Genomic DNA, 22,887 nt, shown 5'->3' with positions numbered 1-22,887 from the left:
ATGATATAATTTATTAAATTAATTTTGGAAATGGTGATAGTAGAATGAAGAATAAATATTTAATTGGCGAAGTTTCTAATTTTTTTAACATAAGTAAAGATGCTTTAAGATATTATGATAAATTTGGATTAATAACACCAAAAAAAGACGAGCTTAATGGCTATAGATATTATACTGAAGAGGATATAGTTAAGTTACCATACTTAATTTCACTAAAAGAATTAGATATGCCTTTAGAAGAGATAAAACTTATGCTATATCATAAATCCTTAAATGAAATGACTAATATTTTTGAAAATCAAGAAACTGTAATAGATAACAAAATAAAAAAACTAGAAAAAATTAAAAATACTGTTATTGAATACAAAAAAGACTTTAATAAGGCTATAAATTATATAAACAAATTTGAAGTTGTAGAAAACCCTTTGTTTATATACAAAGCTCAAAACTATGAGCTGGATGAAAATATGATTAATATCTTAAAGGAATTTAATCCTTATGCTAATATGCTGTCAATCAAATACTCTGTTATTTTAAATACTAATTGTTTTGATGAACTGAAGTTAGGTGGAAATATGAACTATGCCATTAGTGGAATAAGCGCTAGTGATACTGAAGATATAGTTCTAGAGAATAATTGCAAAAGATTCAAAAAAAGAAAATGTATATACACAGTTATTAAAGCTGAAAATGACATTAAAATAGATGATCTGGCTGCACTAAAAGACTACTTAAATTATAATAATATCCAGATAACTGATGATATTTTAGCTAGAGCAATAGCTTTTGAAGCTGTTGAAAATACTTCTATAGATTATTATGAAATGTGGGTTCCTATAGATGGTAATAAAAAAATTCCATAAAGTAAACAAAAAACTATTGACCTTGGAGTTACTCCAAGGTTTATTATTTTTTTAAGGATTCAAATATAGATATTAATTGAAAGTAATTGGAGGTTTTAAAATGAGTAGCTTAGTTTATAGAAAAATTAGAAAAAATGATTATAGTACAGTGAAAGAGCTTATTAATGAGGCATTTAAATTTAAACAATATACTTCAAATTCAAAAGTTTTAGATATTTTTTTAGAAACTTATTTAAGAAGATGTCTTCTTGTACAAAACTATTCGCAAGTGGTAGAAGAAAATGGAGAAGTTATCGGCTTATTATTAGGAAAAGCGAATAATAAAAATAAATTTTTGAAAAATGCTCCTGACATCTGGTCTTTACTTATTTGTTGGGTACGAGCTTTATTGACTAATAAAAAAGATAAAGCCTTCTTACTAGAATATAAAAAAATTTCTGATGCCTATGCTAATTTAATTAAGGAATGTAATGACAATTTCGACGGTGAGGTAGTGCTTTTTATAGTTGGTGAAAAATGCCGTGGCAAAGGCATTGGTAGAAGACTTGTGAATAATTATTTATGCTTTTGCAAAAGCAACAATGTTAGAAGTTTGTATCTATTTACAGACTCAAAATGTAATTATGGATTTTATGATAATAATGGCTTCAAAAGAATGGGTGAAAAACAAATCAACATTAACACTGTAAATGGATCAGCAGATTTAGGAGTATATTTATATTCCTATAAAGTTGGCGAGTATTTAATCAATAATAAAAAAAGAACACACATGAATTCTTAAAGTTCATGTGTGTGTATGGATATTGCACTACCTGTATTTGCACTTCTTTGGATAATAAATTAACAGAAGTCTTTAAGCTATAACAAGTTTTCCAGCTTTAAGATTAAGTATAACATCCGATTGAGCTGCTACATCACTCGAATGAGTAACTACAATAACAGATTTGTTATTCTCATGAGCTAAGGTTTTAAATATTTTTATTATCTCAATAGCTGTACCATGATCAAGATTTCCTGTTGGCTCGTCTGCAAGTATTAAATCGCTTTCTGTGGATATGGCACGAGCTACAGCAACCCTCTGCTGCTGTCCACCGCTCAGCTTTAGTACGTTTCTATTGGCTTCCTCCTTTGTTAAACCCATCTTTTCTAATAAATCATAAGCCTTTTGTTTTCTATTTTCTATTTTATTTTTAGTTATTTCCATTGCTGTTAAAACATTTTGTAAAGATGTCATATAAGGTATAAGATTATAGGATTGAAATACTATTCCTATATTTTTATTCCTAAAGTTAGTTAATCCTATATTATTAATACTTTTACCATCATATAGTATATCTCCAGATTTAGGTATGTCCAAACCACTAGCTAAAGCAAGAAATGTGGTTTTCCCAGAACCTGAGGAACCAAGTATAGTATAAAACTTTCCCTTTTCAAAACTAAAATCTATCTGTTTTAAAATTGATGATTTTTTTGAACCATCCTGATAATGATAACTCACATTTTTAAATTCTAATACTGTATTCATTTTTATACCTCCTTATTCATTCTTAGATAAAATTGTTTTTGGATTAAATCTAAGTATTGATATTGTTGGAACCGCTGTTGCTAAAGTTACAATTAGAAATCCAATTAAATATAATTTTTCAAGATCCCTTGAATTTACGCCAACGTCAATTTTATCTATGGCATCAACTTTTTCGTTCATTGTTCCTCCAGGCCCAACCATCACCACTCCTGAGTTTGAAGGCTGCGAATTTTTCTGTTTTTCAGTGGTCTTTATTTCATTCTGTAATAGATTAGTCCCTATTTTCTGTGCTGCTACATTCCCGGTAAATGTTGATATACCAAAAGCTATGCAAGCAACAATCATGGTTTCTACTAATAATTGACTAATAATTTTAAATCTGCTTTCTCCCATAGACATTAACACACCAATTTCATACCTTCTGTCCTTAAGTGATAAAATTATTATAAGTGATAGAATTGCTGCGCCCGCAATTGCAACTATAATAACTATAGTTTTTGAAAATGATCCAACATTTTCAATAGGTCCCATCATCTGTTTATATAAAGAATCCTTTGCATCTAATTTATAATCTTCTAAATTTATACCTGAAGCTTTTACATCATTTTTAAAGCTTTCAACGTTCATAGGATCATCCATGTAATATACAGCATTTTGAATAGTATCTGTTTGCCCAGATGAGGAAGAGTCCAATTGTGCTGTAGCTGAAATAGGCACATATATTTTATTATACGGACTTAAAAATGGCATCGCATCCATCATAGGATTGGATTCAATTTTTTCAGCTGTATATATTCCTACCACTTCTAATTCTAGAGCATTTTCCCCTTGTAAGTTTTTTACTTTTATTTTGTCGCCAAGCTTTAACTTGTTTTCATCTGCCAGTTTTTTCTCTATAACGGCTACATTTTTTCCCTGATCACTCTTTGTTAAATTTCTTCCTTCAATCAACTTACTTTTTCCTTCAGTAAAGTCAGGAGAAAGCTCTGTATATAAATTCCCTTCTAATGATACATCTGGCTGGGCCATACCTGCGGGTCCACCAAATGATACAGAGGAATTCTTATCATCCTTCTTATCATCTTGTTCTTTCGCAACGGGTTTAAAATTTTCTGACGAAACCATTCCTGAGGATGAGTAATTATATGCTTTAACATGTTTTAAGTCTTTTAATTTATCTGCGTCTTTAATAGTTAGCGGAGTTATGTCGATTCTACCGCCTTTATTACCTGATTTAGACATTGCCTTTTCAAAATCAACACTAAGAGATACAGACCCTCCAAGTTTTTTTCTAGCAAATTCACCTGATTTAACAGTAGCAGATCGTATTGCTAGACCAGCAAGGACCATATTGGCTATAACACTTAAAATTACAATTAATATTATAGTTTTTACTTTTCTTTTAGTAACACTTAATATTGCTCTTTTTATAAAGTTCATTGTTCTTCCTCCTACCTTTTAATCTTTATTACATTATTAATTGTAAATTTGTATTGTGTAGTTACTGTGAAGTCTAAGTGTTTTTAATATGAAAAAACAGAAGCTTAATTGCTTCTGTTAAATATAATTTTAAAACAAACTCCTGACTCAGTATTGCTCATTTTATACTCTATTTCATGAGCCTCAAGTATCATCTTTACAATATATAATCCTAAACCGCTGCCACCGGTACTTCTGTTTCGAGATTTTTCTATGCGATAAAAAGGATTAAAGAGCTTTTCGAATTCAGCTTCATCTATATGTGCTCCGGTATTTTCAACAGTTAGTACCACTCTATCATTTTCCACATATAAATTTACAAATACCTTCTCATTCCTTGCTGTATGTGTAATGGCGTTATTAATAACATTAGATATTGCCTTTTTAATTAGTTTTTCATCTGCCTGAACATAAACTTCTTCAGCTATTTTTGGATTTAAACTTATATCCTTTTCATTTGCAAGATAACTGAGTTTTTCAAGGTGAGTTTTAACTAGATATGATAGATTTATTTCAGTGTATTGTGGTTTAAACCCATGAGCTTCTAGTTTTGATACTTCGAGTATTTCTCTGACCATTGATTCCATATCCTGTAAGACTAATAAGGCTCTATTCATATATTTATCTCTATCCTTATAAGCACCTATATTTCCAAGCATCCCTTCAAGTTGCCCTTTTATTATTGTAATAGGTGTTTTTAATTCATGTGAAATTGTAGCAGTAAATTCTCTTCTTTTCCTTTCAATTTCTCGTTCTCTTTCAATGTCATCCAAAAGTTTTAAATTAGTATTTTTAAGTTCACTCATGGTATGCTGCAAATTGGAAGCTAATTCATTTAAGCTTAAGGCAATTTCTCCTATTTCATCCTCACTCTTTACCTCACAGCTTTTTTCAAAATCTAAAGCTGCCAAATGTTTAGCTGCGTTATTTATTTCAAGTAATGGCTTAGTAATTATTTTTGAATATATAAAGGCTCCTACCACTGATATAATAATCACTACAATGCCAATTAAGGGTACTAAATTTAATAAAACCTTTGAAGCTTCATCTATTGGCTGCAGAGGAACTATAACATTCATAGTGTAGCTTTCATTATCATTTAAAAATTTTATCTGTCTTGAAACCATATAGGCAGAAGGAATTTGCTTACTGCCTGAAACTAGAAAGCTGCCTGCTTGTGGTGTAACTATAGATGACGACATATAAGGTATATTATTTTGATTTTCTAAAGTCATTTCAATCAAATTAAATGGTAAGTATACAGGTCTTCCTACACTATCCCGTACGGTCAAGTTAACAGTATATTTAACATTAAAATCATCAAGGTATTTTTTAGCATCTTTAATTGGAAGCATTGAAACAGTATTTACCAATTTATCTAACCCAGTTTCTATAGTACTTTTTTTATATTTATAATAATAGCTTGGCAGCAAGAAATATAGTATTAAATATATACAGATTGCTGAAGTAATTAGCAATATTGATGTGATTTTAAAAGTTTTAAAAGTAATACTTTTTCTTATATTATTTTTCAAGTTTATAGCCAACACCTCTAATCGTTTTAATATAATCAACCTTTAACTTGCACCTTAAATTTTTAATGTGAGTGTCAATAACCCTGACATCCCCATAAAAATCATAACCCCATAACTGATTTAGTAATATTTCTCTTGTTAAAATTCTGCCTTTATTTTTAATAAAAATTTTTAGAAGTTCAAACTCCTTAGCTGTAAGTTCGATATCTTTTTCGCCTACCCACACCTTAAAGCAGCTAGCATCAATAACAATATCTTCAAAACTTAGCCTTGCCTCCTCATCTAGAGTTTTCGTTCTTCTAAGTACTGCTTCAACTCTTTTAATTAGAAGATTAACTGAAAAAGGTTTCGTTATATAATCATCCACTTCTAATTCAAAGCCCTTTATTTGATCTTGTTCCTCTTCTAAAGCAGTTAACATTATTATTGGGGTTTTAGATGTCTTTCTAATAATTTCGCATACAACAAAGCCATCAATCTTTGGAATCATGATATCAAGGAGCACCAAATCAAATTTACCTGAATTAAATTTGTCAATGCCTCTTAATCCATCCTCAGCCACTTCAACAATATATCCATTTACACACAAAAACTCACGAAGTATTTCTTGTATGTCTAAATCATCTTCAATTACAAGTATCTTTTCATTCATACTTTCACCTTCCTATCTTCATTATTATAAAGTATGATTGTGTTTTTTATGTGAAGTTAAAAATTTATATTATAAACTGAAGTTAGCAAATCTTTTTGTAACTAGATTTTTACTGTTTGTAAGCATTTTGTAACCCATCTATATAATTTGTGAAGTATAGTATAAACATAGAAACAAATAGCAAATACCACAAATTAAGGAGTGAATATAGATGAAAAAAATATTTTGTTTAGGATTAATTGGAATACTAAGCTTGGGAGCTACCTCTTTTGTAAAGGCATCACCGACATCTCAGTCTGCCTCAACTCTCTATGCACAAGGTGGACAAATTACCCTTCATCCTGAAGTGAAAGTTTCAACAAAAGAAGTAAAAAACAATCAAGAAGCTTACAAAATTAATTTACAAATCCCAGTACTGGAAGGAGTTCAAGATACAGAAATTCAAACTGCCATTAATACTTTTATAGAAAAAGATGCACTTGCTTTTGCACAGGATATAAAAAATCAAGGACTTGGATTTGCAGCGGATTCAAAAAAACAAGGCTTGGAAGTAAGACCTTATACTGCATCTACTAGCTACAAAGTTACCTACAAGCAAAACAATATAGTAAGCATAGCCTGCACTTACTATAATTACACCCTTGGTGCACATGAAAACTATGAAATAAAAACTTTTAACTTTGATTTAACCACTGGAAAACAGCTTGCTTTAAAAGATCTATTTAACAAAAACGAAAACTATATCTCTGTTATTAATGAAGATATTCAAAAACAAATAAAATTAAATCCAAGCAATTATTTTAGTGAAAAAGATCAAGGTTTTGTTAGTATTAACCCTGATCAACCTTTCGGAATCGAAGACGGCAATGTGATTCTTTATTTTAATCCTTATGAAATTGCACCATATTCAACAGGTGCTCCACAGTTTAAGCTTCCCTTCTCACTATTTAAAGGAGGCGTAAAAACAGGATATGAAATCAAGACAGATTCCGTAAAAGTTGTTCCAGAATTAATTTCAGAAAAAAATGAAGCTTTAATTTCTAATATAAAAATCCCAGTAATAAAAGGTTTGAAAGATGAAAAAATGCAGTCTGAAATAAATAAAGCTTTTCAAAAAAGAGCATTAGAGCTTAAAGAACAAATGACAAGCGATGGAAAAAAAGCCTTAGAAGATGCTAAGAATTATGGCCATGAAGCTAGACCTTACATTCTGCTCGTAGATTACGATATTTCTTACAATGAAAAGAATATTATAAGTATTACCAGCACTTATCATCAATATACTGGCGGTGCACATGGAAATACCCTTACTGAAACTTCCAATATAAATCTAAAAACTGGAGAAAAAATATTACTAAAAGATTTCTTTAAGAAAGGAGTAAACTCTAAAAAAATAATTACAGAAGAAATAAAGAAACAAATGGCAGCAGATACTAAATTCTATCCAGGCGCAGCTGCGGCATTAGATTCAATTTCAGACGATCAATCCTTTTACATTGCAGAAGATGGCATCGTAATCTATTACCAGCCATACGAAATTGCTCCTTATGCTGTTGGTACTCCTGAATTTAAAATTCCATTTTCTATGTTAAAAGATAGTTTAAAAGTTGATGTAGCTCACTAATTCCAATTTAAAAAGGGGTTATTGCAAAATGAAATTTTGCAACATCCCCTTTTGTATGTCCAAAAAAATTGTATATAAGCAACCACTTGACCTAAGTGCTAGATTAAGTAGTTATTACCTTACTATGCTTCTCTAATTATTTCAACTACCATTCTAGCTGAATTCATTAAATCTTCTATAGCTATATATTCTTCTAATGTATGAGCTTTTTCCATACCTACACTTAAGTTAACAGCTTTTATACCATTAGCATTTAATATATTTGTATCACTTCCACCACCTGTAGAAATAACAGTAGGTTCTATATTCATTTTAGAGAATATTTTCTTTAACATGTTAACTATCTCATCATTTTCATCTACACTAAAAGCTTCATACATTCTTTTAGTTTTTATTTCTATTTCTGCACCAAAATCATCCGCTGCTTGCTTGAATGTATCTACCATGTGCTGAGTTTGGACATCTAACTTTGAGTTATCTAAACTTCTTGCTTCTGCTAATAGTTCTAATTCTGGCATAACTATATTAGTAGCAACTCCTCCTTTTATAGTGCCTATATTTGCTGTAGTATCTTCATCTATTCTTAATAATTTCATATTTTCTATAGCTCTTGATGCAACCATTATTGCACTTATGCCTTCTTCTGGAACTAAGCCTGCATGAGCTGGTTTACCCTTTATTTTAACTTCTATGCTATCTTGTGCTGGAGCTTTAACTATTATTTTTCCTGGAGCTCCACCACCATCTAGTACAAATGCAAAATCTGCATTTATCTTAGAGTAATCTAAATACTTAGCACCAAATAATCCCCCTTCTTCCCATATAGAGAATACAACTTGTATAGCGCCATGCTCTATATTATTTTCTTTTATTATTCTTATAGCTTCTAATATAGCGGCTATACCACCTTTGTCATCAGAGCCTAATACTGTAGTTCCATCGCTCTTTATTATGCCATTAACTTCATCTATAATAGGCTTTATTCCTTCAGCCGGATTAACTGTATCCATGTGAGAACTAAATAATATAGTTTTTCCTTGTCTAGTTCCTTTTAATGTTGCTATAACATTACCAGTTTCTCCTCCAGATTTTACTCCGGCATCGTCTACATATACCTCAAATCCTAGTTGTTCTAACTTGTCTACTAAGACTTTAGCTACCGCACCTTCTTTGGAACTTGGACTACTTATTTGCACTAATTCTACAAGTTCACCTATTAATCTTTGCCTATTTACCATTATATACTCCCCCATTATGTAAAAATGATCATATTGTGTATAAATTTAACTTTATCACATTTTATATGAATATTCAAATTATATAAATATTCAAATTTGTTAATACTCACTTTAATGTAGATTGAAATATTAAGCGAAAAAAGATTATAACTTTCTAAAGTGCTTTATTGTATAAAAATTACGAATCTACCTTCCTATTAAAGATACCATTTTTATTTCCACAGTTAATCAATTATGTTATATTATAGCTATGTAGATAATCATATTTATTAGATAAAATTTATATATCAAGTAGACAGGAAAGGGGTACAGCTTTATGAGAAAATATATTATTTATGCTTAGCAGAGGCTATTGCATAACAACTAATGATTAAAAATATGAAATAGCCTTTGCTCAATCCTAAGATAATATTATATTTAGGAGGAGCATAATGAGCTATATTAAAGCAGCAGATGTGTTACCAGAAGAATTATTAGATTTAATTCAAAGCTATATTGATGGTGAGTATATTTATATTCCGAGAAAAGAAAGCAACAAAAAGACTTGGGGAGAAACAACGGAAAGTAAAAAGGAAATATCTACTAGAAACATAGATATTTATGAGAAATATAAAGAAGGTGTATCAATAAAACTTCTTTCTGATATATATTACTTATCTCCCAAGAGCATCCAAAGAATTATTTTAAAAATGAAAAGAGAAAACCAATAACAAAGTGCGCCATAAGCTAGAAGCTTAATGGTGCATTTTTAATTCAGAAAAATGTTGTAGGTTGATGTGGTGATGAAAGTAATGATATCATTTTATAGAGTTACTAGGCCGAAAGTTAACTTATACTTCGGGATATATTTACAGTTTCTTGTTGCGTAAATATATCCCTTCGTATAAATTAACTTTCTAGTTAGTTTCTATACTATAGATAAACAATTTGTGAAAGGAGTTAAAACAATGAAAAAATTAATTATTATAAATGGGACTATGGGCATCGGTAAAACTGCAACGAGCAAAGCGTTATATAAGAAACTAGAAAATTCAGTATGGCTTGATGGAGATTGGTGCTGGATGATGAATCCGTTTATTGTGAACGATGAAAATAAAGAAATGGTTCTAGATAATATTGCCCATCTCTTAAGAAATTTTTTAATGAATTCTTCTTTTGAATATGTAATATTTAATTGGGTAATACATTTGGAAGAAATATTTGATATGGTTTTAAGTAAACTAGATGGGTTAGAATTCGAAGTAATTAAAATAACCCTTATGTGCAATGAAGATAGTTTTAGAAAAAGAGTATCAGCAGATATAGACAATGATTTAAGAGAGAATGAAGCTTTAGATATGGGATTAGAACGCATTCCACTATACAAAAATATGAATACTATAAAAATTGATACAAGTGATATTTCTATTTTAGAAACAGCTAATAAAATTATAAAAATTATTGAAAAATAGCTAGTAATAACATTAACCTTATTGCTTACTAATCTTGTGAAAATAATTAATTGGTTAAATTTAGAAAAGGGCTTACTTTATTATAGTAAGTCCTTGGCTATATCCTCATTAATCTAAACTCTAAAAGTTATAATTCCGATACTAAAAAATCTACGTTATCTATAGTATGTTTCACCATATCATCTTTAAGCGCGAATTTCCTTTTCATTCCTTATTTTGTTTTTTGGGAAAAGTCCAGTTATAAATAAAACTATTATCCATAATAGACTTACACTAGCAATATTTTTAACCCCTCCTTGAAGCTTAAGTATGTTCATTTCATATACTACATAATATATTATACCTGCCAAAGATAATGGAATAAAAAGTCTTATAAATGATTTTAATAAAGTCTTGTATTCTTTTTTAGAAATAAAGACTCTCTTACCCTGTTTTAATCTTATAGCAAATAATAAAATATATACTACAAGTGCAATTCCTGAAGACACTGCAATAGCAAAGTTGGTATTTCTATATTTCTCCATAGCATAATATTGTTCAGGTAATGTTCCGGTTTCATATTCTATCCAAAAATTATATATGTCTTGTCTTAAGTCTATACCATTATCGCTGTTTGTAAATATAACTATACCATCCTTTTTTTCTGGAATAAGACCATAAACAGCATGCCATCCCCTATTATCTCCACTATGATATAAAAGCTCACTACTATCAGATAGCTTTTTCAAAAAAACTCCTAGTGCAGAATCACCTATTATTGGTTTATGTATCAAATCTACAGTTTCACTTTTTAAAATATTTCTTCCTCTAACCTCATCATTGACTCCATCCATACTAGCTAATATAAACTTTAAAAAATCTGGTACAGTAGTTTTAAGTCCTGCTGCAGCCTTCTCGGTAAAATTATAGTTTGGAATTACTTGATTAAAATATCCGTATCCCTTTGACATATTATCATCTGAAAAATTGTTACTAAATGAACTATTATCCATTTTTAGCGGCTTCAATATTTCTTTCTCCATGTATTGCTCAAAAGTTTTTCCTGTTACTTCTTCTATAACTAGCTGTAATAATGTATATCCTCCGCCTGAGTAGCTAACATCACTTCCTGGCTTCATAGCTATTTCTAATGATTTATTAGGAAATTTATTTGTTGATAAAGATTCCTCTATTGTAGGTATTTTTTTATCAGGCTCTATTCCTAAGTATCCATGAACATTTAATCCTGCTGTATGACTTAGTAATCTTTTTATAGTTACCTCATCCTTATTAAATTTAGACTCTGGTAAATGCCATCGATTCAAATACTTCTCGACAGGGTCATCTAGGGATATTCTACCTTCATCTACTAATTTCATAATTCCCCAAGCTGTCAAGCTTTTTGACATTGATGCTGCTTGAAATACTGTATTATTACTTATAGGTTTATCTTTCACTTTATCTTCTAACCCATAATTCAATACGTATTTAACTTCTCCATCTTTAATTATACCTATAGCTGTTCCTTCTACTCCATAACGTTTTTGCAATTTGGGCACAGACTTGTCTAACTTACTTTTAAGCTCTTCTACACTTTTGCTATGTGAAACTTTATTTGATGCAAGGGCAATATTATTGCTCTGTAACAAATTAGTTAACATAACTAAGCTTAATATTGATATTATTAATTTTTCTAACGTACCTTTCATTATCTTAACTTCCTTTCTTTTAACTTATAAATATAGTATAAGTTAAGTAGGATTCCTGAGCCATTGAACTACATAACGTTTATATTACAGTTTTGTAATGTTTAAATAAAAAAAATGTAGCCAGTAAGCTACATCTTTTTCTATTTTTCTTAATTTGCTATCATATCATTTCCATATTTTAGAGTAACAAAGTAGTATATAAAATATCCAATATAATATCCCCCTAAAGTTATAAGTGTAGGCATTACTATAGGTCTTTGTATAATCTTTTGTGCAATGGACATTGCAAATAAATTATGCACAGTTCCAACTATTACAGGACATGTAAATACAATCATTAGCTGCTTTGACAACATTTTTTTAATGTCTTTATTTGTTGCTCCTAATTTCTTAAGCATTATATATCTTTCTTTATCATCATATATACCTGATAACTGCTTAAATAGAATTATGCTTCCTGTACAAAGCAAAAATGCAATGGCTAAAAATATACCTATAAAGAGAAATAACCCATAAATTTGTGTGAGTTCCTTCTTTTCTATAATACTAGATATAAAATTAAATGGATGCTTAAATTTAATATTTTCATCGACTAACCTTTGAATACTTCTAGATACTTCTAGTGATTTTTCTTCATTTTCTATCTTAATTGCTCTTAAGTTCCATATATTTTCCTTAGTCTTAATTTCATTAAATACACTATCTTTAACTACTACTAAACTATAAGTTGAATACTTATTTAATAGTAACTCATCATATTGCTTGCTTACATTAAAAATTTTATTTTCATCTATTAAATTTATTGATTTATTTTCTAAAGTCTCATAAAACAAGTTTGTAGTCTTTTCTTTAATATAATAAATATCATTATTCGTTTTTAAACTAGAATACTCTCTATTTTGATATTTCATTATGCTTTGAAAATCGCTTTCTTTTATAAGTTGTATAAATTCTTCACTAGAAGTACTTATTTTATCTTTTTTGTTGACTAATTTATAACTAGCCTTTTTATTTATGAGTTCTATAGTTCTATCAAATTTTATTTGATAATTATTTTTATCTAATATAGTATCTATTTCATTATTAACCTTCTGATTTTCAGCGTTTATGTTATAACTGAATTTATAATTTTCTTTTATGTTTTTATCAATATCATAATAAAGATATACTGTATATCCTAAGATTGTAACACTAATTGCTATTAGTATTGCTATGATTGAAAGCATTTTTGAATTACTGGATATTTTATAACTAACCTCAGAAAAAGCTATTAAGTTCCTTCCTTTGTAATAAAATACTTTATTTCTTTTAATCAAACTTATCATAAGTGATGTTGCTGACGAGAAAAATAAAAATGTACCTGGTATTATTAATATTAGAATAACAAATGACAACCTAATTTCCTTAAATAGTAACTGACTTGTAGCTATCATGTATGATATTACTATTAAAATTACTCCAATAATCCCCTTTATTGCAGAAGTTTTTTTAGTATCCAATGGGTCTGTTTCATCTTTAAAGAAGTCAATAATCTTCTTTTTTCTTATTACAATATTATTTCTAATACCAATTACTATAAATATAATTGCAAATGTAACTAAGGTTTGACAAACAACTTTTAAGCTTAAACTCATCTTAACTACAAGAATTTCTCCCATAAGTTTTACTAAAATCATAGTTATTATTTTAGTAAATATAAATCCTAAGGATACTCCTAAAAATATAGCAATCATTCCTATTATAAAACTTTCATATATAAATATTCTTGCTATTTGCTTTTTCCTCATTCCAAGCAAGCTATAGGTTCCAATCTCTTGCTTACGTCTATTTATAAAGAACAAATTTGAATAATATATAAACATAAATGAAAACAAAGCTAAAATAATGGATGCTGCATTTATACTTACTATTAATCTTTTATCTATGTTAACTAAAGCTTTATTATACTGTATAGACTTAAAACTAAAGAATATAAATACACTGAAAACTACAGACATAAAATACATAATATAATTAGATAAACTATTCTTTACATTTTTCATGGATATATTAAATAAGTTCATTTCTATCACAACCTTCAAGTAAAGCTACTGTATCTAAAATTTTGTAATAAAATTCTTTATTGTTCTCTCCTTTAGCTAATTCTGTGAATATAATGCCGTCCTTTATAAATAAAATTCTATTGCAAAAACTTGCGCTTGTTGCATCATGAGTTACCATAAGAATTGTAGACTTTCTTTCACTATTTAATTTTGAAAATGTTTCTAATAAATTTCTAGCGGCCTTTGAATCTAAAGCTCCAGTAGGTTCATCTGCTAATATTAATGCAGGATTAGTTACTATAGCTCTGCAAACCGCACCTCTTTGCTTTTGCCCTCCAGATACTTCGTAGGGATATTTGTTTAAAATATCTTTTATATCAATTGTCTCTGTTACTTCTTCTATTCTTTTTTCTATTGTAGATACTTTTTCATTATTTAAAGACAATGGTAACATTATGTTTTCCTTAATAGTAAGTGTGTCTAATAAATTTGAATTTTGAAAAATAAATCCTAAATTATCACGCCTAAAGTCAGCTACTTCGTCTTCATTTAATTTACTTAGATCCTTATTATTTATAATAACTTTACCTGATGTTTGAGTATCTATAGTAGATATTATATTTAATAAGGTAGACTTACCAGCCCCTGATGCTCCCATTATTCCAACAAATTCGCCTCTTTCAATCTTAAAACTAACACCTTTTAAAGCTTCATATTTTAATCCCTTTTTTCCATATTCCTTTTTTACATTTTCTACAGTCAATATATTTCCCATAATATCCTCCTACGCCTTTAGTTCATGAGATTATTATATAAACCATTAATTTCTTTATCGATATCTTTAAATAACATAAACATAACATTTTTGTAATATAACATTCTTCATCTTATAATTTCTATAATATCAGATTAATGCTATAATTCACATATACATGGTTTAGTGCTACTTTTAAATAAAGTTTGAGTGCTTGTAAAATCATATAGCCTATTGTGCTAGTCAAATTTTTTATAAATTTCATTTATAGTTTTAATGATTCATGTTGCTTAGTAGATATGTTTTGCTCAATATTTTTTACAAATTTATACTTGGAGGTACTTAATGTTTCGAATAATGATAATTGAAGATGATGTAACCTTAAAAAATGAAATTGGAGAAGAACTTACAAAGTGGAAACATTCTGTTTATAAAATAAATAACTTAGAAAATATAATGGAGGAATTTAATGCTTTTAATCCTCAACTAGTTTTATTAGATATAAACCTTCCTTTTTATGATGGCTTTCATTGGTGCAATGAAATAAGAAAGATCTCTAAAGTACCAATAATATTTATATCTTCTAGAAGCACTAACCTAGATATTATAATGGGTGTAAACTTAGGTGCAGATGATTATATACAAAAACCTTTTTCAATAGATGTGCTAATTGCAAAGATTAATGCCATTTTAAGAAGAACTTATAATTTTAACGAAATGGCTTCTGACAAAATTGTTCATAATGAAGTAATCTTAGATTTGTCTACAGCTCTTCTTTTATATAAAAATAATACTATAGAATTGAGCAAAAATGAGCTGAAAATACTTCATGAATTAATGAAAAATATAGGCAAAATAGTAAGCCGTGATAAACTCATGAAAAAACTCTGGGATAGCGATTGGTATGTTGATGATAGCACATTGACTGTAAATATAAATAGGCTAAGAGGAAAATTAAAAGAAGTTGGACTTGATACTTTTATAGAAACTAAGAGAGGTTTAGGCTACATTATAATGTAGTAATAAAGAATTATTATGAGATTTATAGATTTTATTAAAGATAAATTTGAATTATTTATTTTCAACTTTTCTTTTTTAGCTTTTGTTATTTTAGTTATTATCTTTTCGCCATTAGATATAATTTTACTTGACACTATATCATATATAGTCATTGTAAATTTAATATTTTTAAGCTTTTATATATGTATTAGCTATTATAAAAAAAATGGTTTTTTCCATTCGCTAATCGAAGGCATTAATATTAATAGGTTTAATGATATTAATTTATTCAAACTTACTAATGAAGAAAAAATATATGTTAAGCTTTTAAAAAACTACCAAGAACAATGGGAAGATTCTATGAATAAAATTAGTAATAACTTTCAAAGAAATACAGAAATTATGGATATGTGGGTACATGATATAAAAATGCCTATATCAATATTAAAGCTTATAATAGAAAGGAATGAAGATCCATCCTGTGAACAGCTTTTAGATAAAATAGACAATGAAGTTATGAGAATTGAAAATTCTGTTGAGCGAGTACTCTATTTGTCAAGACTCGAAGATTTTCATAATGACTTTCTTATTCAAGAAGTTCAACTTGAAAAAATGTTGAGAGAAATAATTCGAAGGTATTCTAAATATTTCATTTCTAAGAAAATTAAGTTGAACCTAGATAATTTAGATTTTATTTGTTTATCTGATAAAAAATGGCTTTCATTTATATTTGACCAACTAATAAATAATGCTCTAAAATATACTGAATCTGAGGGTTCTATATCTATAACAGGTGAAAAAGAAGATAATTCACTCATAGTAATTATAAGAGATACTGGATGCGGCATAAAAAAGGAAGATTTAAACAGAATTTTCAATAAAGGATTTACTGGGAATAATGGTAGAAACAATGCGAAATCTACAGGACTTGGGTTATATCTAGTAAAAGAGCTATGTAATAAGCTTGAACATAACATAATTGTAAACTCAATATATAATGAATACACAGAGTTTATCATTGTATTTCAACAAAATATCTGAAAAGAATAAGAATTAAAAAGACTATAGCAAAGTTTATTCTCTAAACTCTTACTACAGTCTTTTTAATCTCACTTTTTATATTAAACTAAAAAATATTTAATTTTAAATGTAAAACATACTAATAATATGTAAGTATATTATAAACTTCTTAAAACTAGGTTTATCTATGGTGATACAACTTGAGCTTGTCTAATATTTTTAGACTTTATTAATCTTAAGATTGCATAAACACCAAATATTATTGTATAAGTGCTTAATTTTAACCAATCTATTTTTTCTTTACCTACTAATATAATTAAAATGTGAAGATATGCTAAGAGATAGAAAAGATATGCCCATCTTTGCAACTTCTTCCATTGGCGCCCTTTCATCTTAAGTCTTATCTTTTTAAATGAAGTAATAAATAATGGTATCATTATAATAAATCCTATAGCTCCAATAATTATGTAACTCAAGTATATTACGGATAAAGAACCATTCATCGCTTTAATAATAAAACGAATTAAATATATAAGACCATGTGGTAATAAAAGAATAGAAGCTATAATAGCTAATTCAGCTCTAATTCTTAATAATTTTCTTGTAATTGTCCACCTTGTTTGTAAAGCACCTGCAAACATAACTAATATAAAAAATGATATTGAAATAATACCTTTTATCGATGCCTTCTCTAGGATAGAAATAAATCCATAAAGTTTCATATTAGAAGTAAGTCTTAAGATTTCGTATATGGTTGTACTAATAGCTATTAATCCTGATAATGAGTAATAAAACCAATAATGTTTCTTAATACTTGATGTAAAAACTAGTGATAAAACTGCTGCAAAAATTAATGAATAAATTAAAACCATATCAATTCTCCTTTATAATTAAAATGATAATGAATATCATTATCATTTTAATGAAATCCTCTGAAAAAGTCAATAAATAATTTCTTAATGGTATTTCTATATCTAATTTAACTCGTTGTGCTATTTAAAATTCCTAGCAATACTTACAAAAAGGATTTTTAAGGGAAGCCAGTCCAACTTCCCTTAATACATATAATACAAATATTGAGTATTAATAAATTCAATACTTAAAGTCATTCCAATCTACTGGAGTCGTCTTTTCATTCTGCCAATCTTCTTTAATAAAACCATATCCAATTGCATCATATAGTTTTCCACTTTTATCTTTCCATGCTTTTCGATAGTGTGCTTCTTTAACAAAACCACACTTATGGAATACACACCTCATAGCATAATTATCCTGCCTTGTATTACCTTCTATCCTTTCCTTATCAGAAAAATTATTAAATATATAATTGATAATCCAATTGACAGTAGCTGTCCCAACTCCTAAGCCTTTGTACTTGCTCAAAATTCTTATATCAAACAACGGGGTACTATCTTGCAAATCATAAATCCTTATCATTCCCACTTTTATTCCTTGGTCTGAAATAACCCAAAATGTTTTGTTGTTATCCCCAGTATATACCTGGTTTTTATAGTTCTCCCTAATTCTTTCTGGATTTGGATTCGGCTCTCCAAAAAAATCCCAAGTATCTGATGTTAAAAATTCTATAAGAGTATCAATATCATCTTTAAATTCTTCAAAGCATATTTTCATTATCTTTTCTCCTATCCATAGTTATTTGTAATATCCTATGCTTCTTTACTTAGTTATATTAAATATTAATTTTATCTTCAAATATTTAACATAATTATATATAAATTGCTTTTCTCATGGATAAAGCGAAAAGCGTAGGAGAAGCTATAATAGATAAACCTTTTAATTATAATAAAAAGAACTAAATGTCATGGTCGGATTAATAAAAATGGAATGTTAGGTGAGAAAGTAAATGTTTTTAAAAGTAGAAAATTTAAAGAAAAGCTATAAGACAGGTGAGGTAACTACAACAGTTCTAAAAGGTGTAGGAATGAATTTAGACAAGGGTGAAATTGGAGTTATACTTGGCCCTTCTGGTTCCGGGAAGTCAACCCTTCTTAACATTATAGGTGGAATTGACAGATGCGACTCCGGTGTTGTCTCAGTAGATAATATTGAAATTACTAAATTAAATGATATCAAGCTCACAGATTACAGAAGAGAAAATTTAGGCTTCATATTTCAGTTTTACAACTTAATACCTAATCTTACTGTAGGAGAAAATATAGAAGTTGTTTCAAACATAAGCAGGTCCCCGCTAATTACTGATGAAGTTTTAAAATCCGTAGGTATGCTTGATAAAAAGCATAGGTTTCCCAGGGAATTAAGTGGTGGTGAACAGCAGAGAGTTTCCATTGCAAGAGCAATAGTTAAAAACCCAAAGCTTTTATTATGTGATGAGCCAACCGGTGCACTTGATTTTTCAACCTCCAGAGAGATATTGAAGCTTCTTCAGAAAATCAACAAGGACTTTGGATCAACCATACTTATGATAACACATAACACTGCAATCAGTGCTATGGCTAATAAGGTTTATAAGGTAAGAAGTGGAGAAATCCTAGAGAGCATAGTTAATAGAACAACTACGCCTGCGGAAAGGATTGAGTGGTAATGATTATAAATAAAAAAATTAAAAGAATCATGCTGGAAAGCAAATCTCAATACCTTGGTTCCTTATTGCTTATTATTTTTAGCTGCCTTCTTTTTACAATGTTTAATTTAGTTTCTGTAAACTTAACTGGACTATTATCTTCTTTTGAAAGAGACTATAGGCAGGAAGATGCAAACTTTATGGCCGACAAAAAATTAAATAATATTGAATCTTTAGAGTCAAAATTCGATATGAGCATAGAGGAATCAAAGTCAATTGATTATTCCATATCAAAGAATAAAACACTGAGAATATTCAGAGAAAATACTAAGGTTGATATACCTGCAATAATTGAAGGTAAAGCTCTAAGTGGCGGCCATATTCTTATTGATCCCTCCTATGCAAAAGCTAATAAATTAAAGATTGGTGACAGCATAAAAATATATGATAAGAATTTCACTATTTCTGGCTTTATGTCTCTGCCGAATTATATATATCCATTAAAATCAGAATCAGATATACTGAATGACCCAAACAGTTTTGGTATAGCAGTAATAGGAAAAGATGATTTTAACCTTCTAAATAGAGGTAATAGTTTTTATGCTATAAGATTTAATGGTGATAGAAGCAATTTAGATAATAGAATATCTCAATTTAAGGATTACTTAAGAACTGAAAATGTTATTATCCTCAGCTGGATGAATGTAACGGATAACCCAAGAGTAACCTATATGACTGCAAAACTTGCCGGGATTGATGAGATGAGCTCCTCTATGCCTATAAGTATACTGCTTCTTACCTGTATATTGACAGGTATAGTAATGTGGAGAATGTTAAAAAGAGAATCTGCTATTATAGGAACTCTTTATGCACTAGGTTATAAAAAGAAAGAGATTATGAAACATTACCTTTTGTATCCTTTAGTCATCTCATTATTAGGCGGTGTAATTGGAACTATACTCGGAACCATAACCTTAAAACCTATGATTTCTTATTATGTGTCATACTTTAATATACCTGTAGGTTCTTTAAACTTTAATGTAAATTATCTTATAATAAGCGTTCTGCTTCCGGTAATCTTTCTAATTATCTGCAGCTATTTTGTTGTAAATAAATCACTTAAAGATTCACCTGTTGAACTTATGAGAGGCGGAAAGAAAAAAAATAAGGTTGGCTTCATAGAAAGAAGAATAAAGCTTGATAAGCTAAGTTTCAATACTAAGTTTAGAATAAGAGAACTGCTTAGAAGCATACCAAGAAGTACATTTCTTTTACTTGGTATTATTATGGCAACTATGCTTCTTTTAATGGGCTTTGCGGCAAAGAGTTCTATGGACTACTTAATCAAAGATTCTTTTAGTGAATCATTTAAATATAATTATCAATATGTATTCAACTCTGTTCAAAATGGTAAACCGGAAAAAGGTGAAGCTTTCTCTGAAATACCCTTTGCATTAAAATCAGATAACAAGCTAACTTTTACGGTGTATGGTGTAAGTCCTAATTCTCAGTATATTTCCTTTAAAGATAAAGCAGGCAATGTATTGAAATCTGATAGAGTTATTATAACAAGACCTCTAGCTGATAAGCTTAATATAAAGCCAAAGGATACTGTTAAAGTTATTAACAGACTGGACTCAAAAGAGTACAGTATAACAGTTGATAGTATTGCCGAAACTTACGTAGGTGAATATATTTATATACCTCTTGATAAACTTAATGATATACTGGGATTTCCCTCAGGCAGCTATACGGGGCTATGGAGTTCAGAAAGAATAGATATTCCGGAAAACAAATTATTAGCTGCTGTAACAGTTGATGATATGAGAAATGCCTTTAATACAATGACAAAACCCCTTCAGGCCATTATAGGAGCTATAGCTTTTATGTCCTTCATAATTGGACTTATAGTAATATATGTTGTTACTTCCCTTACTATAGAGGAAAATAAGGAAAATATATCTCTAATGAAGGTCTTAGGCTACAGGAAGAAGGAAATTTATTCCCTGATTCTAAACAGTTCCTCCTTTATAGTAGTAATCGGCTATATTCTTGGAGTACCACTGCTTCTTGCATCCTTAAGTGCTATGTTTAAATCAATAACCAAAAATATGAGTGTATCCTTCCCCGTAACTATAAATTATATTTATGTTTTAGTCGGTTTTGTTATAATATACTTAACCTATGAACTATCAAAGTTATTGAGCAGAAGAAAAATAAATAGAATTTCCATGGCTGAAGCTTTAAAATCTCGAATGGAATAGAATTCGATAATTCAGGCCAATCCCTTTTAAAACTAGAGGTTGGCTTGAAGTATATATTATACTAAGGTTTCTCTTCTGCTTAAAATAACCCTCCCCGATTATTTATAGAATTTTCATAAATCATATGTTATAATTTCTTAGTACAATTCAATATAGTTGTATGTGGGCTACTGATATCACTCATCCCTGTTGAAGGGAGGTGATATATATGAGTAACGACGTTTTAATGTTGCTATTTCAAGGTGGTTTATTCTTAATAGCACTATTAACATTAATAGTGTTACTTATAGAAAAAATCTCAAAAAAATAGTAGCCCCAGCCGCAATTGGATAGCTACTATTTTTTACAATAAATAAAATAGTGATACCAGTTGCCTAAGCAACTAGAATTGTATACTATAGGGTGTTGGTAGCACCCTATTTTTATTTTCTGCATTTCTTATTTATATTATATCAAAATAATATAAAAAATAAACCTATATTTTTGTATTATTTAATTAACATATTTAAATTATGATACAGTTCAGCGTTCTTAATTCTAATACTTTTATATAGTTAAGTCATCATATAAGAAAGTTGTAAATTACCTTCAACCATGTATTATTCTTTAATTATAAATCTGATTTTAAAAATGAATACAAATCTAAATCAATAGTACCTTTTCCTGTCCAAACTGCCCCTTGTCTTATTGTTCCTTCTTTTGTAAATTTATTTCTTTCTAGCACATTTTTTGACTTGATATTATTAGGCATGACAAAGGCTTGTACTCTATTTATTCCGATAGTATTTAACAAATAATCACGTAATGCTTCTACTGTTTTAGTAGCAAAACCATGTCCCCAATAATCTTCGTTTAAAGTGTATCCTATAGTAACCATGTCTACTTTTGCGTCAAAATCAAATATTTCAGCAACTCCAATAATTTTTTTCAAATCTTCATTTAGACAAATTGCAAGAAATATGGTTTTCTTTTTACCAAAATCTCTTTCAAAATGAGAAATCATATTTTCAACTGTAGACTTATTCTTTTTTACTTCTCCTGGTCTATATTTGAATAAGTTTTCGTTACTGTATATTGAGTAAAGGTCCTCTAAATCAGATTTTTCTATTTTTCTGAGAGTAATTTCATTTGTTTGAATGAATGGAAATTTTGAAAATAAAATCGCCTTGTCCATACTTTTCCTCCTTATATATAATAAAATTAAGTTTACA

The 22,887-nt window shown here is 28.7% G+C and carries 21 protein-coding genes; 10 read left to right on the top strand and 11 right to left on the bottom strand.

Translation table 11 applies throughout. The features are described 5' to 3' along the window. Positions 1 to 44 precede the first annotated feature (44 nt). Positions 45 to 863, top strand: a complete 819-nt coding sequence (locus ACZ5N4_RS05860) for a MerR family transcriptional regulator (RefSeq protein ID WP_464208015.1) — start codon at positions 45 to 47, stop codon at positions 861 to 863. 100 nt (positions 864 to 963) lie between these two features. Next, positions 964 to 1,644, top strand: coding sequence for a GNAT family N-acetyltransferase (locus ACZ5N4_RS05855; RefSeq protein ID WP_464208013.1), 681 nt, complete (start codon positions 964 to 966; stop codon positions 1,642 to 1,644). A 72-nt stretch (positions 1,645 to 1,716) separates the two neighbouring features. Here ACZ5N4_RS05855 and ACZ5N4_RS05850 read toward each other — a convergent pair whose 3' ends face one another. The 4 genes from ACZ5N4_RS05850 to ACZ5N4_RS05835 form a co-directional block, all read right to left on the bottom strand. Continuing rightward, complete coding sequence (locus tag ACZ5N4_RS05850) at positions 1,717 to 2,388, bottom strand: ABC transporter ATP-binding protein (RefSeq protein ID WP_464208011.1); 672 nt, start codon at positions 2,386 to 2,388, stop codon at positions 1,717 to 1,719. Positions 2,389 to 2,400: 12 nt separating this feature from the next. After that, positions 2,401 to 3,828: an ABC transporter permease gene (locus tag ACZ5N4_RS05845; protein ID WP_464208009.1), complete on the bottom strand. Its 1,428-nt coding sequence runs from the start codon at positions 3,826 to 3,828 to the stop codon at positions 2,401 to 2,403. A gap of 104 nt (positions 3,829 to 3,932) precedes the next feature. Further along, positions 3,933 to 5,402 (bottom strand): HAMP domain-containing sensor histidine kinase, encoded by a 1,470-nt coding sequence (locus ACZ5N4_RS05840; RefSeq protein ID WP_464208007.1) that lies wholly within the window; start codon positions 5,400 to 5,402, stop codon positions 3,933 to 3,935. After that, the gene (locus ACZ5N4_RS05835) at positions 5,392 to 6,054 is read right to left on the bottom strand and encodes a response regulator transcription factor (protein WP_464208005.1); all 663 of its coding nucleotides are present in this window, start codon (positions 6,052 to 6,054) and stop codon (positions 5,392 to 5,394) included. Before ACZ5N4_RS05835 ends, ACZ5N4_RS05840 begins: the two co-directional genes overlap by 11 nt. Positions 6,055 to 6,265: 211 nt before the next feature. Here ACZ5N4_RS05835 and ACZ5N4_RS05830 point away from each other — a divergent pair, with 211 nt between their 5' ends. Continuing rightward, positions 6,266 to 7,678 carry a PdaC/SigV domain-containing protein gene (locus ACZ5N4_RS05830; RefSeq protein ID WP_464208003.1) on the top strand — a complete coding sequence of 471 codons (1,413 nt, stop codon included), beginning with the start codon at positions 6,266 to 6,268 and terminating at the stop codon, positions 7,676 to 7,678. A 122-nt stretch (positions 7,679 to 7,800) separates the two neighbouring features. On the opposite strand, the gene ACZ5N4_RS05825 is transcribed toward ACZ5N4_RS05830, so the two are convergent. Beyond that, positions 7,801 to 8,916, bottom strand: a complete 1,116-nt coding sequence (locus tag ACZ5N4_RS05825; RefSeq protein WP_464208001.1) for a M20/M25/M40 family metallo-hydrolase — start codon at positions 8,914 to 8,916, stop codon at positions 7,801 to 7,803. 431 nt (positions 8,917 to 9,347) lie between these two features. Between ACZ5N4_RS05825 and ACZ5N4_RS05820 the strand changes: the two genes are divergently transcribed. Both ACZ5N4_RS05820 and ACZ5N4_RS05815 read left to right on the top strand, forming a co-directional pair. Beyond that, positions 9,348 to 9,626, top strand: a complete 279-nt coding sequence (locus tag ACZ5N4_RS05820) for a CD3324 family protein (protein ID WP_464207999.1) — start codon at positions 9,348 to 9,350, stop codon at positions 9,624 to 9,626. Between the two features lie 237 nt (positions 9,627 to 9,863). Continuing rightward, positions 9,864 to 10,367 carry an AAA family ATPase gene (locus tag ACZ5N4_RS05815; RefSeq protein ID WP_464207997.1) on the top strand — a complete coding sequence of 168 codons (504 nt, stop codon included), beginning with the start codon at positions 9,864 to 9,866 and terminating at the stop codon, positions 10,365 to 10,367. Positions 10,368 to 10,552: 185 nt separating this feature from the next. Here ACZ5N4_RS05815 and ACZ5N4_RS05810 read toward each other — a convergent pair whose 3' ends face one another. The 3 genes from ACZ5N4_RS05810 to ACZ5N4_RS05800 all read right to left on the bottom strand — a co-directional run bounded on the left by ACZ5N4_RS05810 (position 10,553) and on the right by ACZ5N4_RS05800 (position 14,872). Next, positions 10,553 to 12,055, bottom strand: a complete 1,503-nt coding sequence (locus ACZ5N4_RS05810; protein ID WP_464207995.1) for a serine hydrolase domain-containing protein — start codon at positions 12,053 to 12,055, stop codon at positions 10,553 to 10,555. Between the two features lie 149 nt (positions 12,056 to 12,204). Then, positions 12,205 to 14,097 carry an FtsX-like permease family protein gene (locus tag ACZ5N4_RS05805; protein WP_464207993.1) on the bottom strand — a complete coding sequence of 631 codons (1,893 nt, stop codon included), beginning with the start codon at positions 14,095 to 14,097 and terminating at the stop codon, positions 12,205 to 12,207. A 7-nt stretch (positions 14,098 to 14,104) separates the two neighbouring features. After that, entirely contained in the window at positions 14,105 to 14,872 is a 768-nt protein-coding gene (locus ACZ5N4_RS05800) for an ABC transporter ATP-binding protein (RefSeq protein WP_464207992.1), read from the bottom strand. A gap of 324 nt (positions 14,873 to 15,196) precedes the next feature. Between ACZ5N4_RS05800 and ACZ5N4_RS05795 the strand changes: the two genes are divergently transcribed. Beyond that, entirely contained in the window at positions 15,197 to 15,871 is a 675-nt protein-coding gene (locus tag ACZ5N4_RS05795) for a response regulator transcription factor (protein ID WP_308041898.1), read from the top strand. Between the two features lie 15 nt (positions 15,872 to 15,886). Then, a complete protein-coding gene (locus ACZ5N4_RS05790) occupies positions 15,887 to 16,891 on the top strand; it encodes a sensor histidine kinase (RefSeq protein ID WP_464207989.1) in 1,005 nt (334 codons plus the stop codon). 164 nt (positions 16,892 to 17,055) lie between these two features. Here ACZ5N4_RS05790 and ACZ5N4_RS05785 read toward each other — a convergent pair whose 3' ends face one another. Together ACZ5N4_RS05785 and ACZ5N4_RS05780 are read right to left on the bottom strand one after the other, a co-directional pair. Further along, complete coding sequence (locus tag ACZ5N4_RS05785; protein ID WP_464207987.1) at positions 17,056 to 17,742, bottom strand: ferric reductase-like transmembrane domain-containing protein; 687 nt, start codon at positions 17,740 to 17,742, stop codon at positions 17,056 to 17,058. Positions 17,743 to 17,962: 220 nt separating this feature from the next. Continuing rightward, positions 17,963 to 18,502, bottom strand: coding sequence for a GNAT family N-acetyltransferase (locus tag ACZ5N4_RS05780; protein WP_464207985.1), 540 nt, complete (start codon positions 18,500 to 18,502; stop codon positions 17,963 to 17,965). A 232-nt stretch (positions 18,503 to 18,734) separates the two neighbouring features. Between ACZ5N4_RS05780 and ACZ5N4_RS05775 the strand changes: the two genes are divergently transcribed. The 3 genes from ACZ5N4_RS05775 to ACZ5N4_RS05765 all read left to right on the top strand — a co-directional run bounded on the left by ACZ5N4_RS05775 (position 18,735) and on the right by ACZ5N4_RS05765 (position 21,986). Further along, a complete protein-coding gene (locus ACZ5N4_RS05775; RefSeq protein ID WP_464207983.1) occupies positions 18,735 to 19,433 on the top strand; it encodes an ABC transporter ATP-binding protein in 699 nt (232 codons plus the stop codon). Beyond that, entirely contained in the window at positions 19,433 to 21,676 is a 2,244-nt protein-coding gene (locus ACZ5N4_RS05770; RefSeq protein WP_464207982.1) for an ABC transporter permease, read from the top strand. Before ACZ5N4_RS05775 ends, ACZ5N4_RS05770 begins: the two co-directional genes overlap by 1 nt. A gap of 208 nt (positions 21,677 to 21,884) precedes the next feature. Then, on the top strand, positions 21,885 to 21,986 hold the full coding sequence (locus tag ACZ5N4_RS05765) for a putative holin-like toxin (protein WP_010236926.1): 102 nt from the start codon (positions 21,885 to 21,887) through the stop codon (positions 21,984 to 21,986). Positions 21,987 to 22,286: 300 nt separating this feature from the next. Here the strand turns inward: ACZ5N4_RS05765 and ACZ5N4_RS05760 are convergent, their stop codons facing one another. After that, positions 22,287 to 22,850, bottom strand: coding sequence for a GNAT family N-acetyltransferase (locus ACZ5N4_RS05760; protein ID WP_464207979.1), 564 nt, complete (start codon positions 22,848 to 22,850; stop codon positions 22,287 to 22,289). Between the last annotated feature and the right edge of the window lie 37 nt (positions 22,851 to 22,887).

It is taken from the genome of Clostridium nitrophenolicum, from assembly GCF_055391695.1.
This window is presented reverse-complemented; position numbering and strand designations above follow the sequence as displayed.

Bases quoted from the DNA above. Each gene is read 5' to 3' on its own strand.
- ACZ5N4_RS05860 (WP_464208015.1), top strand. From the start codon at position 45: ATGAAGAATAAATATTTAATTGGCGAAGTTTCTAATTTTTTTAACATA.
- ACZ5N4_RS05855 (WP_464208013.1), top strand. From the start codon at position 964: ATGAGTAGCTTAGTTTATAGAAAAATTAGAAAAAATGATTATAGTACA.
- ACZ5N4_RS05850 (WP_464208011.1), bottom strand. From the start codon at position 2,388: ATGAATACAGTATTAGAATTTAAAAATGTGAGTTATCATTATCAGGAT.
- ACZ5N4_RS05845 (WP_464208009.1), bottom strand. From the start codon at position 3,828: ATGAACTTTATAAAAAGAGCAATATTAAGTGTTACTAAAAGAAAAGTA.
- ACZ5N4_RS05835 (WP_464208005.1), bottom strand. From the start codon at position 6,054: ATGAATGAAAAGATACTTGTAATTGAAGATGATTTAGACATACAAGAA.
- ACZ5N4_RS05830 (WP_464208003.1), top strand. From the start codon at position 6,266: ATGAAAAAAATATTTTGTTTAGGATTAATTGGAATACTAAGCTTGGGA.
- ACZ5N4_RS05825 (WP_464208001.1), bottom strand. From the start codon at position 8,916: ATGGTAAATAGGCAAAGATTAATAGGTGAACTTGTAGAATTAGTGCAA.
- ACZ5N4_RS05820 (WP_464207999.1), top strand. From the start codon at position 9,348: ATGAGCTATATTAAAGCAGCAGATGTGTTACCAGAAGAATTATTAGAT.
- ACZ5N4_RS05815 (WP_464207997.1), top strand. From the start codon at position 9,864: ATGAAAAAATTAATTATTATAAATGGGACTATGGGCATCGGTAAAACT.
- ACZ5N4_RS05810 (WP_464207995.1), bottom strand. From the start codon at position 12,055: ATGAAAGGTACGTTAGAAAAATTAATAATATCAATATTAAGCTTAGTT.
- ACZ5N4_RS05805 (WP_464207993.1), bottom strand. From the start codon at position 14,097: ATGAAAAATGTAAAGAATAGTTTATCTAATTATATTATGTATTTTATG.
- ACZ5N4_RS05800 (WP_464207992.1), bottom strand. From the start codon at position 14,872: ATGGGAAATATATTGACTGTAGAAAATGTAAAAAAGGAATATGGAAAA.
- ACZ5N4_RS05795 (WP_308041898.1), top strand. From the start codon at position 15,197: ATGTTTCGAATAATGATAATTGAAGATGATGTAACCTTAAAAAATGAA.
- ACZ5N4_RS05790 (WP_464207989.1), top strand. From the start codon at position 15,887: ATGAGATTTATAGATTTTATTAAAGATAAATTTGAATTATTTATTTTC.
- ACZ5N4_RS05785 (WP_464207987.1), bottom strand. From the start codon at position 17,742: ATGGTTTTAATTTATTCATTAATTTTTGCAGCAGTTTTATCACTAGTT.
- ACZ5N4_RS05780 (WP_464207985.1), bottom strand. From the start codon at position 18,502: ATGAAAATATGCTTTGAAGAATTTAAAGATGATATTGATACTCTTATA.
- ACZ5N4_RS05775 (WP_464207983.1), top strand. From the start codon at position 18,735: ATGTTTTTAAAAGTAGAAAATTTAAAGAAAAGCTATAAGACAGGTGAG.
- ACZ5N4_RS05770 (WP_464207982.1), top strand. From the start codon at position 19,433: ATGATTATAAATAAAAAAATTAAAAGAATCATGCTGGAAAGCAAATCT.
- ACZ5N4_RS05765 (WP_010236926.1), top strand. From the start codon at position 21,885: ATGAGTAACGACGTTTTAATGTTGCTATTTCAAGGTGGTTTATTCTTA.
- ACZ5N4_RS05760 (WP_464207979.1), bottom strand. From the start codon at position 22,850: ATGGACAAGGCGATTTTATTTTCAAAATTTCCATTCATTCAAACAAAT.